Genomic DNA, 17,967 nt, shown 5'->3' on the forward strand with positions numbered 1-17,967 from the left:
ATCCCACTCCGCATTCGTCAGATCCCCACGACCCATGAAGCCAGCCTGACCCCAACACCCCACCCACGTCAGGAGATCCGAGAAACAGTGCCTAGACGGCGTTGCGCTCTGCTGGAGGACGGCGGCGCAGCGCCGGCGTCTGGATCGCCGGGGGACGGTAACCGACGTCCGTGACGCCGATGTCGGCACCGGGTGGTGCGATCGTGTCGATTGCGTCGAGGATGTCGTCGCTCAGGGAGTGCTCCGCGCCGGCGAGGAGGTCTTCGAGCTGATCCATGGTGCGCGGTCCGATGATCGCGGAGGTGACACCGGGGTGTGCGAGCACGAAGGCGAGAGCCATGTGGGTGAGTGACATTCCCGCGTCCTCGGCCACGGTGAGCAGTTCTTCGACGGCGGCGTACTTGTCCTGGTCCGTCATGTGGCGTGGCCCCCACATTTTGCGTCCGGGCGAGATGGTGGTCTGCCGGCCGCCGCTGTACTTCCCGGTGAGCAGTCCCCACGCCAGCGGGCTCCAAGTCAGCACGCCCATGCCGTACTTCTCGCAGACGGGCAGGATCTCGCGCTCGATCCCCCGCGCGAGGATCGAGTACGAGGGCTGCTCGGTGTGCAGGCGTGCCAGCCCTCGGCGTTGTGAGACCCAGTGTGCTTCGGTGAGGTCGGAGGCCAGGAAGCTGGACGATCCGATCGCTCGTACCTTGCCGCTGGTGATGAGATCGGTGAGCGCGCTGAGGGTTTCCTCGATGTCGGTGTCCGGATCGAAGTGGTGGATCTGGTAGAGGTCGATGTGGTCGACGCCCAGCCGGCGCAGTGAGCCCTCGACGGCGGTGGTGATCCATCGGCGGGATGCGCCGCGGTGGTTCGGGCCGTCGCTCATCGGGCCGCTGAACTTCGTGGAGAGGACGACCTCGTCGCGGCGACCGGCAAGCGCGGCGCCGACTATCTTCTCGGTCTCGCCGGCACCGCCGTAGACGTCGGCTGTGTCGAGGAAGTTGATGCCGCTGTCGAGCGCCCGGTGGATGATGCGTCGGCAGTCGTCGGGATCCGGGTTTCCCGCCGGTCCGAACATCATGGTGCCAAGGCAGTAGGGGCTTACCTGAATGCCGGTGCGGCCCAGGGTTCGCATTTTCATTGAAGATTCCTTCCAGGTGGCAGGACCGTGGTTCTCAGGGGTGGGTTACGCGCATGGCCGGGGAGCGGTAGCCGGTCGGACTGCGGACTCCTGCGAGCCAGGTGGTGAGACGAGCGGCTTGGGCGTCCAGCGAGGTGCGCTCCTCGCCGGACACCGGCTCGAGCAGGCGCACCCGCACGGTCGCGTCGGCATCCTGGATCCAGCAGCCCACGATCCGTCCGTTGACCCAGGCGGTCGTACCGGCGTTGCCGCGGGTGTCGAAGAGGGCTTCGTGGTGTGAACCGAGGTAGAAGCCGCGGTGCTTCCAGCCCATGACGGTGGGGTCCAGGGGTGGCAGAAGCGCGGTCCACGGTCCTGCGTCGGGCACGCTGTCGAGGTCGTCGGGCAGCAGCCACCCGGGGGCGGGGCCATCGAGGGACACTTCGGCAGCCCCGAGCTCGGCGAGGGCGGCGCGGACCGTTTTCCTGGTGGCACCGAGCCACCACACGATGTCCTCCTCGGTTCCGGGGCCGAAGGCGTAGAGCCAGCGCCGGACGATTTCGCGGTATCCGTCAGCAGCCTGTACGGCCGTAATGGAGCCGCCGAGCCAGCGGGAGGGCAGGGTCCACAGGGGCCGCGCCGTCGGGAACCGTCCCGTGCAGGGACCGCGCACGATGGAGCCCTGCGCCCCGAGAAGAGTGAGGACCTGGGGCGCAGACCACTGTTCGCCGCTCGTGCCGGGAACGACGGTGTCGATGTGCGCAACAGCCTTGCGCAGCTGCGCCGCGGACAGTGCTGAAGGACTTTGCGTGAGCGCTGCTTCGACCTCCTCGCGCGCCCGCTCGAGCCAGGCCGCACCGTCGGCGGCGACGCCGGCGCGTATGAGGTCCCGGATCATCCGGGTGCGTTCGGTGGCGGCTACGCGTGCGGCGGCACTGGACATGACGGCGGGAAGCAGGTCGCGGGGGAAGGTGAAGAGGGTGCGGCGCATCGCGAGCTGCTTGACGAGGGTCCGGTCCTCGTACAGTGCCCGGTCGATGCAGGCGGGTGTGGTGTTCCTGGTCCGTGCCCACACCGCGAGGTGTACCGAGGGGGCGTCGGTGGCATGCAGGGCGACCACCGCGCGGGCGGCGTCTTCGGGCCGCCGTACCCAGGACGCAGGGGCGAGTGCATGCCGGATCGCCAGACGCGCGCGTCGCTCACTGTCGGGAACGTGACGCATGGTCTCTCCTCCGGTGCGGCTGCGGATGCTTCTCGGCGCGGCGGCGCGCACACGCGGGCGCCATCTGGCCGGACTGGATGTGGGAGGCCGCCGTGGCGCGGGTGCGAGAAGGCGCCACGGCGGCGGGGTGACTGCTCCGTGGGGCAGTCACACGGGCCTATGCCGCGTGTGCGGAGGCGACGTCCAGGATCCAGGTGACCCCGAATCGGTCGGTGAGCATGCCGAAGCCCGCGCTCCACGCCGAGGCGGCCAGTGGCTCGACGATCGTCGAGCCGACGGACAGCTTCTCCCAGTACGCCTCGACCTCCGGGAGGCTTTCCCCGCGCACCGAGACGAAGAACGGCTGCGTGGTGATCGTGGTGCCGTTCTCCCGGCGGGTCGAGCCCGTGGCCTCGACCGGGCCTTCGGTCTGACCGGGAATGTCATAGGCCATGACGCGGAACCCCTCGGCGGTCTGGACCTGGCCGAAGACCACCCCGGCGGCGCCCGGAAGCTCCTTCGGCATGCCGAAGTCGCCGTACGTGGTGATGGTGACCTCCCCGCCGAAAACGCTCCGGTAGAACTCCAGGGCCGCGCGGGCCTGGCCGCGGAAGTTGAGGTGGGGGGTTGTCGTGATACTCACAGCTACTCCTCGTACATCCAGTAACCGGCTTGTCCGGCACCACTGACTTTTGCAGCCGTGTAGGACAGTTTTTGTCCCAGACTCGAATTACTCTCGAAGACATGGCGACGACTACTTCCCGGCTGCTCAACCTGCTGTCGCTGCTGCAGACCAGGCGCGACTGGCCGGGCACCGTTCTGGCCGAACGGCTGGACATCAGCCACCGCACGGTGCGACGGGACATCGACCGGCTGCGGGAGATGGGTTACCGCATCCAGACGACCATGGGGCCCGACGGCGGTTACCGGCTCGACGCCGGCACGGAACTGCCGCCTCTGGTGTTCGACGACGAGCAGGTGATCGCGCTGACCGTGGCCCTGCAAGCTGCCACCATGACCGGAGCGGGTATTGAGGAAGCAGCCCTGCGGGCACTGACCACCGTCCGCCAGGTCCTGCCCGCGCGGCTGCGGCATCAGGTCGCCCAGCTCGCATTCGAGGCCGTCCCCCGCCCCGGCGACGGGCCGGCCACCTCTCTCTCCCCCCGGCTGCTCCTCACCCTCTCCAGTGCCGTCCGCGCCTGCCAAGTGCTCCGTTTCGACTACGCCTCCCACCGGCCCGCCGTCCAGGAACCCGGGCCGACGCGCCGGGTCGAGCCTCACCACCTTGTGACGTCCCACGGCCGCTGGTACCTGGTGGCATGGGACCTCGACCATGACGACTGGCGCATCTTCCGCGCCGACCGCATATCCCCACGTACCCCGGCCGGACCTCGCTTCGTTCCCCGGGGCATCCCCGGCGGCAGCGCCCGGGACTTCGTCTCCGCGCGCTTCAAGGGATCCGGGCAGGCCAATGCCTGGCCGTGCGTGGGCACCGTTGTCCTGCAGCAGCCCGCCGCCACCGTTCTCCCGTTCGCCGACGACGGCACCGTGGAGGATCTCGGCCCTCACCAGTGTCGCTACACCGCGGGATCATGGTCCTGGATCGCTCTGGCCGCCTCCCTCAACCGCTTCGACACCGCCATCACGGTCATCGACCCACCGCAACTCACCGAGGCATTCGCCCGGCTCGCGGCCCGCAACACAGCGACGGCGACCGGCCAGTTGTAACGAGCACGACAGAAGCCGTGCGGGGCCAGCCAAACAGTGTGGTGAGCGGAAGGTAACCGGCAACAATCACCTGGCGGCCGGCAGGGCCCTCATGGAACAGCCCGCAAGAAGCCTCCGAACCTGGCTCTGTCGGGGATCCTGGGGTTTTCGGTGGGGCGGCGTGATCAGTGTGCCCTGCCTGGCAGCCGACCCCACCCGGACAAGGTGCGGGCCTTCATGGGGTGCCCGCTGAGGCTTATCCGGGGCCTTCGAAGAGTCCTAGAACGGTGACCTCGTCGAAGCGGCGTGCCGTCAGGTTCTGCCGTGTGATCGTCCAGTAGACATCACCGCCGATGTACGGGGCGCCGTACCACTGGGTGAGAAGGGCCCAGTCCTCGGGCCGGGGCGTTTCCCCGGGGTTGGCCGGCTTGCCCAGCGGCTTTCCTGCCGTTCGTGCCGCCAGCCACGCGGATGCCGTGAGGAGATCGGTCTCGCCGTAGGCGTCGGTGGGGAATCCGTCGATCTGCAGGCGCGGGCCGCTGTGCGGCGGGTGGTCTTCGTTCCGCACCTGTGCCCAGGCGTTGCGCAGTTCGTTGGCGTGGGGGTACTCGGCCGGATCGAGGAGTGATTCGTTGTCCGGCAGGGAGACGTCATGATGCAGCCGTAGCTCCACCCCCTCCTGAGGATCCCTGTCCAGATGGGCCCAGGCGTCCTGCGGGTGGTAGCCGTGGTCCAAGGAGCGTTCCGCCACGGCCGTGCCGGCAGGGACGTACACCGCTTCGCCGCCGGCCTCCAGGCCGTCGTCATAGGAGCGGGCGAACAGGTGAAGCAGGCCGTCCGGCGGCAGTGGCAGATTCGTCGCGTCCTCGGGCAGTGCCGCGAGGTCCAGGGATGCGATGAGGTGCGTGCGCTGTGGGAGATCGAGGAAACCGGCGGGGAGCAGTGGAGCTCCGCCGAAGCGCCCGACGACCGGCCCGTCCGCGTGGGGCGTCAGGGTCGCGCACGGGCGTGCGGTGGCCAACCACTTTTCCACCTCGGCGGGCGGGACTCCGCGTGCGAGTGCCGTCTCTCGAACTCGGTTCAGTTTGTGGGGTATTCCGGGTTTCATGCGAGGAACTCTACGGTCGTGGGGCTGGCGGATGACGCTGGAAGGCGGCTTGCTGGTGTGCGGCGTGCTGGCCGGCCTGGGGTGTTGCGGGTTTGTTGAGAGGTCGGGTGAACGGGGACCGCAGGCTCCTCCCCTGGCCGGGAGAGAGCAATTCGGAGAACGGGTCGTCGGGCCTTGACCCAGAATCGGTCCAGCATCTTTATGAACCGGGCCGGGTGCTGCACCAAGACTGTCGGGGGTCGAGGGCCCGGGCTACCTCCCGGCGGGTCCGCATGGGTATCTCCGGTGGGGACGCCTCGGCCCACAGCGCGTCCTGGAGCTGATTACGCGTCGCAGCGCCCACGTCCTGTGTCTGCAGGAAGCGGTCGGCTAACTGGAGAAGATCACTGTCCGGCACCTGGGCGAAACTGCGCTCGACCCGCTCGCGCTTTGACCCCTCATCGATCGGCGGCATGCTGAGAACAGCGAAGGTCTCGGTCAGCGTCTTGTGTGTGTTCCGGTCGCCGAGCGAGGCAGTGATGCCACCCAGCATCCGGCGAAGTGCCGCTCGCTCCCCGTCCTTACTCATTCGCCGATGATCGCAGGCCGTGGGCCATCCGTCATTGGTCCGACGAGCGCACCAACTACGTCAACTGCTCGTTCTGATCTCCGCGCCGGTGATGGGTAGTGATGTGCTCGGCTGCCGGGTGCCGGTTGAGACGGCAGGCGATCACCAGCAAGGGAGCTGGCGGGGATAGTAGCGAGCGCGATGATCTTCGCCCGCATGAGAACTTGGAAGATCCTCCGTGACTGCCACCTCGAATGCGACGCCGTTCGCCCCAACCATGGCATCACGCACCTGCACGATCTCTCAAGTACTACCGCTGCCTGGAGGTTTCTTCTTGCCCTGCACGGCACCGGCTGGTCCGCGGGCCCGAATCAACGCGCTGGCGGGTAGACCCGGAACTTCCAGGGCCATCGGCGCCGCGTGGGTTGCGGCGCCAAGGCGCCCTCCCGCGGAGGTGGGGCGATCTCGACGTACAACGGGGTCGCCACAATCAGTCGGTGCTGCCCGTCCACCGCTTCGAAATTGCATAGGACTCGGGCGTGGCCGTGCACGTGAACAGGTCCTTGTCGCCAGGAGACCATCATGTCGTGGGCCACTCTGGCCGCGTACTCCTGCACCCCTTGCGGAGTGCGCGCAAGGGATTCAGGAAGAGCTGTCTCACCACGTTCCTCCAAGGCGACCAACTCGGCAGCCATGTCGTGTAGCCAGTCCGACCCGGATCCCATCCGAGTCCGGGGTTGGTCTTCTTCCCCGATGACGTGCTGCGCGGACCCGCAGAGCAGCACCTCGACGCCGGAGCACTCGGATTCTCCTGTGAACTGGGGGCACAGCATGGGGTTCTCGTGCGACGTGAAGGTGTACACCCCTTTGTCGTGCAGGCCCCAGTCCCGGACACGGGGTCCTCGGTGAAACGGGCCCGAGAACGCCATCCACTCATACGCTCCGACGGAACGACACGAGGCCGGAACCGCCGTGTGCGCCGTGCATGTCTTCTCGAGATGCGCGATTGCCGTTTCCAGATCCGGGCCCTCGGACTCACCGGCACCGGCCGAGCCGGACTCGCCGACCGCAACGCGGCCCCCAACACCGAACGCCGTCGTCTCAACCTCGAAAGGGCGGCCCCCGAGGACGCTCTTTGGAGCGCCGTGGAAATGCCGGAGTTTCGGCTGTGAAAAATAGAGCAGGTCCCGCATTCGACCCCCGCAACTCGACCGATCAGCAACATCACGAGCATACTGATCGATTCGGAATGAGGTGCATGGTCGCCTCCAGCAGAGGGGCGTCCCGCACAGCATGGCGACGACCGCCCTGCTGCCCGGTCAGCCTGGACCTTCGGCGCCGCGGAACTCGTCTGATCCCGGCATGGCACGTGGGATCCGGCACCCACGTCTGGAAGTTCGAGGAGGACCTGAAGACCGGCCGGATGGCCGAGGAGGAGTGCTTCTTCGCGGAGGGGTGCGTGGCCCGTTCCCACGGGCACCGCATGACGATGGGTACCGCCTCGACCATGGCCTGCATGGCCGAGGCGCTCCCTGATGCGCAACCTCGCTCAGCGCGGTGTGCTGTGAGATGACAGGACTCGTACGGCCACCACTGAGTCGGGACGGGACACCTGACCTGGGGGGGCGGCTCGCGGAGTACTGGCCCGCGCCCCCGGAGTGCCGGGCTCGGACCATCACATGTCCGGCTCCGCGGTCCCGTGTGCGCAGCGCCGCCGCTGCCGCGACGCGCGCTGCGCCCCTCCGGTTCATGTCTGATCAACCGGCTCCTGCTCAACCGTGGCGTGCAGGCGTCGTGTGTGATCCACAGGGCGCTCGGCTCCGGTCAACGTGACCCTGGCCGTCAGACGCGGATCCACGCTGGAGGCGGCCAACCTCACTTCCAGCTCGCCCGGCTCGACGACGCGCCGGTTGTCGCGTCCGGTGAAGGAGGCGACGTCGGCCGGGACCGTGACGCGGAGGCGCCGTGCCTCGCCCCGCTTCAGCTCGACCCGGGCATAGCCGACGAGGCGCTGCACCGGCTGGACGACGGAGGCGACCGGGTCGTGCAGATAGACCTGGACGATCTCGGTTCCGGACCGGCCGCCTGTGTTGCGGACAGTGAAGGCGAGGGTGAACTCGCCGTCCGTCGGGGCCTCCTCGACGTCCACGGTCAGGTCCGTCCAGTCGAACCGCGTATAGGACAGACCGTGACCGAAGGCGAACGCGGGGGTCGGGTCAGTGGCGGACACCTCGCTGGCGTGAGCGAGCCGCGCCCCGAGGTAGGTGGCCGGCTGGGAGCCCGGCACGCGCGGCACGCTGACCGGAAGACGTCCGGAGGGATTCGTACGGCCGCTGAGCACCCCGGCAATCGCGTGCGTGCCCTCCTCCCCCGGGAAGAAGGACTGCACGATCGCGGCGGACTCCTCCACGGCGCGGCCGAGGGCGTACGGCCGCCCCGCGAGCAGCACGGTGATCAGGGGTGTCTCCAGGCCGAGCAGGGTGTCGAGCAGTTGCTGCTGCGCGCCGGGCAGCATCAGCGTCTCGATGTCGCATCCCTCGCCGCTGGTGCCCCGCCCGAAGAGCCCGGCCCGGTCGCCGAGCACCACCAGGGCGATGTCGGCCTCGCGTGCCACCCGTGCGGCCTCGCGGATGCCGGAGAGGTCTCCGTCGTCGATTCCGGTGCCGCGGGCGACCGTGATCTCGGCGTCGGGGAACTCGCCGGCGAGAGTGTCGCGCAGCGTGGGCAGTTCGATGCCCGGTGGAGTCCCGGGGTGGCGGACGCCGATGTGCTGGGGGAAGGAGTAGCACCCCAGTACGGCGACGGGCTCGTCGGCGTTGGGACCGAGCAGGGCGATACGGCGGGGCCTTCCGAGCGGCAGGGTGCCGTCGTTGCTCAGCAGCACCACCGCCTTCTCGGCGACCGTGCGGGCCAGCGCGCGGTTCTCCGGACCGTCCAGGTCGATCCTTCCGCGCACGGCGGCGGGATCGTTCAGATCTGCCCCGTGGAGTGCGGCCGGCAGCGGGTTCCAGTCCGGGTCGAGCAGACCGAGTTCCGCCTTCTGGGTGAGTGTCCGGCGCAGGGCGCGATCGACCAGCGCTTCCCGGATGCGGCCGTCCGCGACGGCCTCGGTCAAGGGCGCGCCGTAGGTCTTGACATTGGGTAGTTCGACGTCGATGCCCGCACGCAGCGCCGTGCCTGCTGCGTCTGCCCAGTCGGTTGCGATGCCGTGCAGTGTCTTCAGGAATGCGATGGCGAAGTAGTCGGCGACGACGGTGCCGTCGAAGCCCCATGTGTCGCGCAGCAGCCCGGTGAGCAGATTCTCGTCGGCCGCGGAGGGCATGCCGTCCGTGTCGGTGTAGGCGTTCATCACCGACCGGGCCCGGCCTTCACGGACAGCCATCTCGAAGGGAGGCAGCAGAACGTCGGCGCGCTCACGCGGGCCCATGGAGGCGGGAGCGAGGTTACGACCGGCACGGGAGGCCGAGTAACCGACGAAGTGCTTGAGGGTGGCGACGATCCCGGCCGACTCCAGGCCCTGCACATAGGCCGTCCCGATGGTGCCGACGAGGTACGGGTCTTCGCCGATGGTCTCCTCGACCCGGCCCCAGCGGGCGTCGCGCACGACATCCAGGACGGGCGCGAGTCCCTGGTGGACGCCGACGGAACGCATGTCGCGGCCGATGGCGGCGGCCATGCGCCGCACCGTATCGGGATCGAAGGTGGCGCCCCAGGAAAGCGGAACGGGGTAGGCGGTCGCCCCCCAGGCGGCGAAACCGGCCAGACACTCGTCATGCGCGAGAGCTGGTATGCCGAACCGGTTCGTGGCAGCGATACGGATCTGTGTGCGAGCCAGGGAGAGCGCGCCCGTCGCGGGGTCGACCGGGACCGTGCCGAACGGACGGGTCAGCTGCCCCAGTCCGGAGGGCAGGAGTGCGTCCAGGTCGACGGCCTCCTCCATGTCGTGCTGGTGTGGGGCCACTTCACCGCCCTGATCGGAGGCGCCCACCCACACTCCGTACAGTTGGGCGCTCTTCTCCTCGACGCTCATCGCGTCGATCAGGGCGTCGACTCTCGCGGCGACCGAAAGGCTGAGGTCGTTCCAGAGAAAGACTTCGGGAATGTTCTCTACAGGCACGTCGGCCTTCCTTCCGTGGCGTCGGTCAACGGCTGAATCCGGCGGTCAGACCGCTCAGCAGCTGGCGGCGGCCGAACGCGTACAGGACCAGGAGGGGCACCGTGGTGAGGACGACGGCGGCGAGGACCGCGGGGACGTTGACGCCGTACTGGCCCTGGAAGGTCCACAGTGCGAGCGGCAGCGTCCGGCGGTCGGGGCTCTGGGTGAGGATCAGGGGCAGCAGGAATCCGTTCCAGATGGTCAGCGCGTTGAAGATGGTCACGGTGAGGATGGCCGGCCGGGTGAGCGGTGCCGCCAGCCGCCACAGCGTCGTCCATTCGGTGGCGCCGTCGACCCGCATCGAGTCGAACAGCTCCTTGGGCACGTCGCGGACGAAGTTGGCGAGCACCAGCACGGACAGCGGGATGGCGAAGGCGATCGACGGAAGGATCAGTGCGAGCAGGCTGTCGTAGAGATGCAGCTTGATGATGATCAGGTAGACCGGGATCACCGTCGCCTGCAGCGGGATGGCCAGGCCCATGAGGAACAGTCCGTTGATCGCGCGAAGGCCCCGTATGCGCCAGCCGCGGACGATCGCGTAGGCGGCCATGAAGGAGAACACCACCGCCGGCACCACGGCGCCGGCGGTGACGACGAGGCTGTTCACGAAGTAGCGGAGGAAGTCGGACTCGATGACCAGCCGGTAGTTCTCCAGCGTCGGGTCGGCCGACGGCACCAGGGGGTTGCTCGCGTAGTAGCGGCTCTGGGCCTTGAGACTGGTGATGAGGGTCCAGTACAGGGGTACGGCGACGATGACGAGCCAGATCCATCCGGCCAGGCCGCCGGCCCAGTTGCGCCGGCGGGGCAGGTGCCGCCGTGTGCGGTGGGCGGTCTTCCGCAGGTGTCGTGGCTCGGTCGGCGTGGTGGTCACGTCAGGCCCCCTCGAGTTGGCTCGCGCCGGCGTCCCGGCCGCCGAGTCGGCGCAGCAGCAGGGCGAGGGCCAGACCCACCAGGACGAGGATGACCGCGATGGCGCTGGCCGGTCCCATCAGGCTGGCCTGGAATCCCCGCTTGTACATGTCCAGTGCCAGGACCCGGGTGGCGTCGCCGGGGCCGCCCTCGGTCAGGACGTAGATGAGGTCGAAGAAGGTCAGTGACCCGACCACCATCAGCGTGGACGAGGTGATGACGGTGTATTTCAGCTGGGGCAGGGTGATGCTGAAGAACTGCCGGATCCGCCCGGCTCCGTCCAGCTGTGCCGCCTCGTAGAGAGACTTCGGTATCTGCTGGACACCACCCTGGTAGATCAGGGAGTGGAACGGGATGAACTGCCAGGAGACGACGAAGATGACGACCCCGAACGCGAGCCCGGGCCGCCCCAGCCAGTCCTGGCTGAGCAGCGGGATCTTCAGCCCGGAGCCGAGCCCGAAGTTGGGGTCCAGCAGGGCCTTGTACGCGATCGCTATCGCCGCCGAGCTGAGCATCAGCGGGATGAAGTAGACCACGCCCAGCACCGCGCGGTAGCGCTGTCGGCCTGCCATGAACGTACCGAGCAGCACGCTCAGTGGTGTTTGCACGGCCCAGGACACCGCCATCACCAGGAACGTCACCCACAGGGCGTGCGGCAACCCGGGGTCGGTGAGCACCGCACGCCAACTGGTCAGCCCGGAGGGGTGGATGGCGCCGATCCCGTCCCATGTGGTGAAGCTCAGTACGAAGACACCGACGAGCGGGATCACGGCGAAGGCGACGAAGACCACCAGCGCCGGCGCCGCCAGCCAGGGCAGGATGCCGCGCGGCTCGCGACGCGGAGGATGGCTGGTGAGAGAGGTCATTTGGCGGTGACCGCGTCGAGGTTGGTGGCGAACTGCTTGGGTGAGATGCTCAGTTGGAACAACTTGGCGATGTTGTCCAGCAGGGTCTCGGCGGCCGCAGGGCTGAGCGCCTGGTCCCAGGACTGGCCGAAGACCTTGGCCTTGCTGGCGACGTCATAGGTGAACTGAAGGAAGTCGGCGTTCTTGGATGCCGCCAGCAGCTTCTCCGTGCCGAGCCGGATCGGGACCGACCCGTTGTCGATCCACTTCTTCGACTCCTCGTCCTGGAGGACGCCCGTGGCGAAGAAGTCCTTGGCGATCTTCTTCTCCTCGGCGCCGGCCTTCGACGAGATGGAAAGGTACTGGGCCGGGTTGCCGACGGTGTTGCCCGGATCACCCTTGCCGCCGTTCACGGGCGGGAAGTTCATGTAGCCCAGGGAGCCGCTGGAGACGAAGTCCCCGCCGTCGGCCTGCTGGATGCCGTACGACCAGGCGCCGTGCAGCATCATCGCGGCCTTGCCGCGGTACAGCAGCGCCTGGTCGGCGTTGGAGTCCGCGGTGATCGAGGAGAAGCCCTTGACGAACCCGTCGGCTTCGACCAGCTCCTGCACCTGCGTCAGCGCGGTGATGGCGTCCGGGTTGGACCAGGCCTTCTTCTCGCCTTCCGTGATGGCCTGGAACACCTCGGGACCGCCGATGCGGTCGAACAGGAACTCCAGCCACATCATGTTCGTCCACCGGGACTGGCCACCGAGCGAGAACGGCGCTATGCCCTTCGCGTTGAACCTGGGCACCAGCGCCATGACGTCGTCCCAGGACTGAGGTGGCTTCACACCGACCTGCTCGAAGACCTTCTTGTTGTAGTAGAGGATGATCGGCTGAACGACCTCGCACGGCATCGCGTAGATCTTGCCGTCGACGGTCGCCGCGCCGAACGAGGACGGGAACAGTCCCTTCTTGACCTCGGAGTGTTCGCCGAACCACGAGGTGAGGTCCTCGACCTGGCCGGCCTCCACGTAGGTGCGCAGCGTCCCGCCGCCCCAGCCCCAGATGATCGTGGGTGCCTGCCCCGCGCCGATGGCCGTCTTGATCTTCGTCTTGTACGCGTCGTTCTGGAAGGTGGTGTCCTTGATCTGCCCCTTGGGGTGAGCCTTGTTGAACGCGTCCACAGCGCCGGCTCTGACGCCTTCCTGCGGCTGGCCGTTCAGGTACCAGTACGTGGCCCCGCCGCTCTTGCCGGGGCCGGATGAGCCACCACAGCCCGCCAGCGCCGCGGAGACCGGCACGCCGGCGGCCAAGCCGAGGAGGGTACGTCGGGAGAGCGCCATGTCTTTTCTCCGCACTCGAGAGCCACCGGCTTCTCGTGAGTAGGGGTGAAAGGTTTTCGAAATGGGCCTTCGTCGAGCTCTGTTCGTGCAAATTAGGTTTCGCGCTGATGTCCTGTCAAGACTCGTGCAGACGTACTGTCCGACCGCTTGATCGCCACGAGAGACCGACGGATGATGCTGTGTGGCGACCCTTGACGGGGATCGAAACGTTTTCGAAATAGAGAGATCGGAGGTGAGGGGCGATGCGGCAGCGCGGGGGCTCTGCGCCGGGACCCCGTGGCGATGGCCGGACGAGCCAGGGCCGGGGAGCCCGGCGGCACCTCCCGAAGCGAGCACGGGGCCGGATTGCCGTACGGTTGACCGGTTCCACCCGTGTTGCCGGCCCGGCCGGCGGCCCACCGGAGCGGTGGACGTACAGCTGAGAGGAACCGATGCGACCGAACACCAGGCGCACCACTTTGGCGGACATCGCCCGAGCGGCTGGGGTTTCCGTCGCGACCGTGTCCAAAGTGGTCAACGGTCGCGGTGACGTGGCGCCGCATACCCGCACCCGGGTGCAGGAACTGCTGCATCAGCACGAGTACCTCGCGCCCGTGTTCCGCCACACCGAGGCGATCGAGAACCCGACCATCGAGGTGCAGTTCCAGGGCAGTCTCAAGTCGTACGTGGCCGAGACCCTGGAGGGCATCATCGACTCCGCCGCCGAGTCGGGCGCCTCCGTCGTGATCAGCAAGGCGTCCAGCGCCCCCCACTGGACCCGGGACCTGGTCTCGTCCGGGCGCCGCGCCGTCATCGCCGTCACCAGCGTGTACACCACGGCGCGCCTGAACGAACTGGCCCGGTCCGGGCTTCCGCTGGTCGTGCTGGACCCGCTGCACCTGCCGGACAGCCGGGTCAACAGCGTCGGGGCGACCAATTTCGCCGGCGGCCTGGCCGCGACACGGCACCTGCTCTCCCTGGGCCACCGCCGTGTCGCCTACCTCGGCGGACCGGCCATGGCCGTGTGCAACCAGGCACGGATGCACGGCTACCGCGCCGCCATGGAGGCGGAGGGGGCGCAGGTGCCCGACACCTATGTCAGCCCCGGAGAGTTCACGTACGAGACCGGGCTGCTCGGCGCCACGACGCTCCTGGGCCTGCGGGAGCCACCGACAGCGATCTTCGCGGGCAACGACGAGATCGCCCTCGGTGCCATCGAGGCCGCCCGCGCCCGAGGTCTGCGCGTCCCCGAAGACCTGAGCGTGGTCGGCTTCGACGACACGAGCCTCGCCCAGATGGCCTCGCCGCCACTGACCACCGTGCGCCAGCCGCTACGGGAGATGGGCGGCGCGGCTCTGCGTACCGCCCTCCGACTGGCGAACGGCGAGAAGGTCGGATCCCACCACATCGAGCTCGCCACCGAACTCGTGGTACGCGCCTCGACGGCGCCGCCCGGCGGGGGGACTTCGGTACCTGGGTAGTCGAGGGGAGCACGGGCTCGGCCTTCCGCCGAGCCCGCCACGCCGGCCCCGGCCTGGGGCCGGACTCGTGTCGCGTCATCAGCGCTGCAACGTCAGCAGACCCGGACGGTAGGGCAGAAGGCCGTAGTCGCCGCCGGAGTCGGGGCTGCGTCCCTGGTAGAGCAACTGCAGATTGCAGGGATCGACGGTCATGGTCTGGTCGGGGCTGGTGCGGATCAGTTCGCCATGGCTGATGTCATTGGTCCAGGACGCGCCGCTGTTGGCCTTGCCGGCGAAGGGATTGCTCTCGGTCGCGGCTTGTGGTGTCCACGCGCCGTCCGGACTGGTGGCCGTGAACGAGCGGAAGTAGCGGCCCTGTGAGCCGATCGCCTCGACGATCATGAGGTAGCGGTTCTGGCCCTGCAGCTTGTAGACCTGCGGGGCTTCGAACAGGTTGTTCGTCGTATCGCTCATGATCACCGTCGAGGTCGCACCGAAGCTGCCCGGGAAGTTACCGATCGGCATACTGGCCCGGTAGATCTTGCCGTTGTCACCGGCGAAGAACAGGTACATGTTCGTCCCGTCCCCGATGAGCGCCTGGTCGATGGGTCCTGTTCCGGAGTCGGCGATACTGCCGGAGAAGAGCGTCTGCGGGGCTGACCACCCATTCGGATCGGTGGGGTCGCTCGACGTCCGGTAGGAGAAGCTGGCTCCGCCCCACTGGTAGGCGAGCACCCAGATGTCCTTCGGCGCGAAGTGGAAGAGCGTGGGAGCGACCGTGGCGGTCGACATCGCGTTCTGGCCGGCCGAAGCCATCTGCGACCAGTCGGAGAACAGGCTGAAGTTCATGGAACCCCAGCTCGTCCCGGTGTCGTGCGTCGTGGCGTAGACAAGTTGCCTGCCGTCATACGGGACGACGGTGAAGTCCTTGAGCGAGGCCCACCCTGCCTTCGGCTGCGCCAGTGCGCCCGTCGACGACCAGCGGTATGCCGACGGCAGATCGCACGGGCCGGAGCTGTCGCTTCCGACCTGGACGAGCCGCCACTGCTGGTTGGTGCCGCCCCAGTCGTCGTACTGGACGGTGTTCGCGTTGTCGGCGGTGGAGGCGCCTTGTACCTCAAGGGCCTTGCCGCTGTGGCGCGAGATGAACCTGACGTAGCCGTCCGAGCTGTCCGTCAGCCGCCACTGCTGGTTCGTGGCGTTCAGGTCGGTCCACTGGACGATCGAGCCGCCGTTCGCGGTCGACCAGTTGTGGACGTCCAGCACCTTGCCCGAGTGGCGGGACCTGAGGCGGTAGTAGCCGCCTCCGCTGTCGACGAACTGCCACTGCTGCTGGGCCTGGTCGTTCCTGGTCCACTGGGTGATGCGGGCGCCGTCTTCGGTCGCCATGTTGTAGACGTCCAGGGCCTTGCCGCTGTTGCGATTGACCAGCACGTACGAGGCGTCGGGGTCCACGGTCGCCGCCTCGGCGGGCTGGGCGCCGAGGAAGGTGGCCACGAGTAACAAGGGTGCGAGTACGGCGAGCAGGCGTCTTGACCGGGCCGGGGATAAGTGGCGGTACCACATGAGCCGCGCCTCCTGGGGGGGTGGGTTGAGTTGACCCTGACGAGCAGCGGAGCAGACATGCCATGGAATGGGGACGATGCCGAAAGTTTCGAGAATCGCCGCAAGCTTGGAGCCACAAGCTAAGGATGCAGGGTTCTCCGGTCAAGGCTTGTCGCCGATCTGACCACAAACGGCGCCTCCCCTTTGAGCCTGACGAGCCATCGCGCCGACCGGATCTCCCCTGAGAGTGCGGATACATCTCACCAGCCCAGGGCGTACACACGACAGGGAAAGCCCGAGCGGACAGCGTCCACACCCGCACCCCGACCCCGCCCCGCGACGCCACCGACGGCGGCTTTGGGACCGCACCCCCACTCGCCGGTCGGCAGAAAGTTTCGGACTGTCAATCGAAACCACTTCTGCAGGGAGTATTGACGACCCGTCATCGCTACCTCAATCATCCCTGTCTGAGGCGCTGACCGTGGTCCGAGATACCGAACAACGTCGGCCTCAGCAATCTGTGCTGCTGCACGGCAGATCCGCGCATCGCTCCAGTTCTTCCGCGATTTCCACCTTGGAGGCACAGTCATGGGCTCATATGCCCTTTTCAGACCCGTTATCGGCCGGAGGATCCGCGGCCTGCTGCCGGCGCTGGCCGTCGGCGTCCTCGGCGTCGTCGCCACACTGGTTCCGCCGCCGGCACACGCCGCCGAAGGCACCCTTGGCGCCGCGGCGGCGCAGAGCGGCCGCTACTTCGGCACCGCCATCGCCTCGGGCAAGCTGGGTGACTCGGCGTACACGTCGATCGCGAGCCGTGAGTTCAACATGGTGACGGCCGAGAACGAGATGAAGATCGACGCCACCGAACCACAGCGGGGGCAGTTCAACTTCAGTTCCGCCGACCGTGTCTACAACTGGGCGGTGCAGAACGGCAAGGAGGTGCGTGGCCATACCCTGGCCTGGCACTCCCAGCAGCCCGGCTGGATGCAGAGCCTGGGCGGTAGCGATCTGCGCCAGGCGATGGTCGGCCACATCAACGGCGTGATGGCCCACTACAAGGGCAAGATCGTCCAGTGGGACGTCGTGAACGAGGCCTTCGCCGACGGAAGTTCGGGAGCCCGACGCGACTCCAACCTGCAGCGCAGCGGTAACGACTGGATCGAGCTCGCCTTCCGCACCGCGCGCGCCGCCGACCCGTCCGCCAAGCTCTGCTACAACGACTACAACGTGGAGGACTGGACCTGGGCCAAGACCCAGGCCATGTACTCCATGGTCCGGGACTTCAAGCAGCGCGGCGTGCCGATCGACTGCGTCGGCTTCCAGTCGCACTTCAACAGCGGCAGCCCCTACAACAGCAACTTCCGCACCACGCTGCAGAACTTCGCCGCCCTGGGCGTCGACGTGGCGGTCACCGAGCTGGACATCCAGGGCGCCTCGCCCACGACCTACGCCAACGTGACCAACGACTGCCTGGCCGTCGAGCGCTGCCTCGGCATCACCGTCTGGGGTGTGCGCGACAGCGACTCCTGGCGATCGCAGGACACGCCGCTGCTGTTCAACAACGACGGCAGCAAGAAGGCCGCCTACTCGGCCGTCCTCGACGCACTCAACGGTGGCGACACCACTGAGCCCCCGACGGGGTCCGGGCAGATCAAGGGCGTCGGTTCGAACCGTTGCCTGGGCGTGCCCGACGGCGGCACCAACGACGGCACCCAGGTCCAGCTGTGGGACTGCGGCAGCAGTGCCAACCAGCAGTGGGCGGCCGGCGACTCGGGCGAGCTCCGGGTCTACGGCGACAAGTGCCTGGACGCCGCCGGCACGAGCAACGGCAGCAAGGTCCAGATCTACAGCTGCTGGGGCGCAGACAACCAGAAGTGGCGCGTCAACTCCGACGGATCCATCGTCGGCGTCCAGTCCGGCCTCTGCCTCGACGCCGTCGGGGCCGGCACCGCCAACGGCACCCAGATCCAGCTCTACTCCTGCTCGAACGGGAGCAACCAGCGCTGGACCCTCACCTGACGGGCGCCGCCGCACAGGGAAGGCCGAACCGATGACGGCCTGAGGTGCGGCTTCT

At 67.9% G+C, this 17,967-nt stretch carries 14 protein-coding genes and 2 pseudogenes; 5 read left to right on the top strand and 11 right to left on the bottom strand.

The features are described 5' to 3' along the window. Positions 1-91 precede the first annotated feature (91 nt). The 3 genes from AB0C75_RS31600 to AB0C75_RS31610 all read right to left on the bottom strand — a co-directional run bounded on the left by AB0C75_RS31600 (position 92) and on the right by AB0C75_RS31610 (position 2,952). Positions 92-1,129 carry an aldo/keto reductase gene (locus tag AB0C75_RS31600; RefSeq protein WP_362895264.1) on the bottom strand — a complete coding sequence of 346 codons (1,038 nt, stop codon included), beginning with the start codon at positions 1,127-1,129 and terminating at the stop codon, positions 92-94. A 34-nt stretch (positions 1,130-1,163) separates the two neighbouring features. Then, the gene (locus tag AB0C75_RS31605; RefSeq protein ID WP_362895266.1) at positions 1,164-2,330 is read right to left on the bottom strand and encodes a winged helix DNA-binding domain-containing protein; all 1,167 of its coding nucleotides are present in this window, start codon (positions 2,328-2,330) and stop codon (positions 1,164-1,166) included. A gap of 157 nt (positions 2,331-2,487) precedes the next feature. Then, entirely contained in the window at positions 2,488-2,952 is a 465-nt protein-coding gene (locus AB0C75_RS31610; RefSeq protein ID WP_362895268.1) for a VOC family protein, read from the bottom strand. Positions 2,953-3,053: 101 nt separating this feature from the next. Here AB0C75_RS31610 and AB0C75_RS31615 point away from each other — a divergent pair, with 101 nt between their 5' ends. Next, positions 3,054-4,037, top strand: a complete 984-nt coding sequence (locus AB0C75_RS31615; RefSeq protein WP_362895270.1) for a WYL domain-containing protein — start codon at positions 3,054-3,056, stop codon at positions 4,035-4,037. Between the two features lie 235 nt (positions 4,038-4,272). Here the strand turns inward: AB0C75_RS31615 and AB0C75_RS31620 are convergent, their stop codons facing one another. Both AB0C75_RS31620 and AB0C75_RS31625 read right to left on the bottom strand, forming a co-directional pair. Beyond that, positions 4,273-5,037 (bottom strand): DUF1963 domain-containing protein, encoded by a 765-nt coding sequence (locus AB0C75_RS31620; RefSeq protein ID WP_362895272.1) that lies wholly within the window; start codon positions 5,035-5,037, stop codon positions 4,273-4,275. 286 nt (positions 5,038-5,323) lie between these two features. After that, positions 5,324-5,692: a hypothetical protein gene (locus AB0C75_RS31625; protein ID WP_362895274.1), complete on the bottom strand. Its 369-nt coding sequence runs from the start codon at positions 5,690-5,692 to the stop codon at positions 5,324-5,326. A gap of 183 nt (positions 5,693-5,875) precedes the next feature. Between AB0C75_RS31625 and AB0C75_RS31630 the strand changes: the two are divergent. After that, positions 5,876-5,977 (top strand): annotated as a pseudogene (locus AB0C75_RS31630) (IS5/IS1182 family transposase); the annotation flags it as partial. Positions 5,978-6,042: 65 nt separating this feature from the next. Here AB0C75_RS31630 and AB0C75_RS31635 read toward each other — a convergent pair. Then, positions 6,043-6,966, bottom strand: coding sequence for an SAVMC3_10250 family protein (locus tag AB0C75_RS31635; RefSeq protein WP_362895276.1), 924 nt, complete (start codon positions 6,964-6,966; stop codon positions 6,043-6,045). Between the two features lie 74 nt (positions 6,967-7,040). Between AB0C75_RS31635 and AB0C75_RS31640 the strand changes: the two are divergent. Further along, positions 7,041-7,244, top strand: a pseudogene (locus tag AB0C75_RS31640) (dihydroxy-acid dehydratase); the annotation flags it as partial. A gap of 174 nt (positions 7,245-7,418) precedes the next feature. Here the strand turns inward: AB0C75_RS31640 and AB0C75_RS31645 are convergent. The 4 genes from AB0C75_RS31645 to AB0C75_RS31660 are packed head-to-tail and all read right to left on the bottom strand — an operon-like array spanning position 7,419 to position 12,909. Then, positions 7,419-9,788 (bottom strand): glycoside hydrolase family 3 N-terminal domain-containing protein, encoded by a 2,370-nt coding sequence (locus AB0C75_RS31645; RefSeq protein WP_362895278.1) that lies wholly within the window; start codon positions 9,786-9,788, stop codon positions 7,419-7,421. Positions 9,789-9,813: 25 nt separating this feature from the next. After that, entirely contained in the window at positions 9,814-10,698 is an 885-nt protein-coding gene (locus AB0C75_RS31650; RefSeq protein WP_362895280.1) for a carbohydrate ABC transporter permease, read from the bottom strand. A 1-nt stretch (position 10,699) separates the two neighbouring features. Then, positions 10,700-11,602 (bottom strand): sugar ABC transporter permease, encoded by a 903-nt coding sequence (locus tag AB0C75_RS31655; RefSeq protein WP_362895282.1) that lies wholly within the window; start codon positions 11,600-11,602, stop codon positions 10,700-10,702. After that, positions 11,599-12,909: an extracellular solute-binding protein gene (locus AB0C75_RS31660; protein ID WP_362895284.1), complete on the bottom strand. Its 1,311-nt coding sequence runs from the start codon at positions 12,907-12,909 to the stop codon at positions 11,599-11,601. Before AB0C75_RS31660 ends, AB0C75_RS31655 begins: the two co-directional genes overlap by 4 nt. Before the next feature lie 431 nt (positions 12,910-13,340). Here AB0C75_RS31660 and AB0C75_RS31665 point away from each other — a divergent pair, with 431 nt between their 5' ends. After that, positions 13,341-14,369, top strand: a complete 1,029-nt coding sequence (locus AB0C75_RS31665) for a LacI family DNA-binding transcriptional regulator (protein ID WP_362895286.1) — start codon at positions 13,341-13,343, stop codon at positions 14,367-14,369. Between the two features lie 78 nt (positions 14,370-14,447). Here the strand turns inward: AB0C75_RS31665 and AB0C75_RS31670 are convergent, their stop codons facing one another. Then, a complete protein-coding gene (locus AB0C75_RS31670; protein WP_362895287.1) occupies positions 14,448-15,914 on the bottom strand; it encodes a non-reducing end alpha-L-arabinofuranosidase family hydrolase in 1,467 nt (488 codons plus the stop codon). Positions 15,915-16,481: 567 nt separating this feature from the next. Between AB0C75_RS31670 and AB0C75_RS31675 the strand changes: the two genes are divergently transcribed. Continuing rightward, on the top strand, positions 16,482-17,912 hold the full coding sequence (locus AB0C75_RS31675) for an endo-1,4-beta-xylanase (protein ID WP_362895289.1): 1,431 nt from the start codon (positions 16,482-16,484) through the stop codon (positions 17,910-17,912). Positions 17,913-17,967 lie beyond the last annotated feature (55 nt).

This window comes from Streptomyces sp. NPDC048565 (assembly GCF_040650935.1).
In the GTDB taxonomy this organism is placed as follows: Bacteria; Actinomycetota; Actinomycetes; order Streptomycetales; family Streptomycetaceae; genus Streptomyces.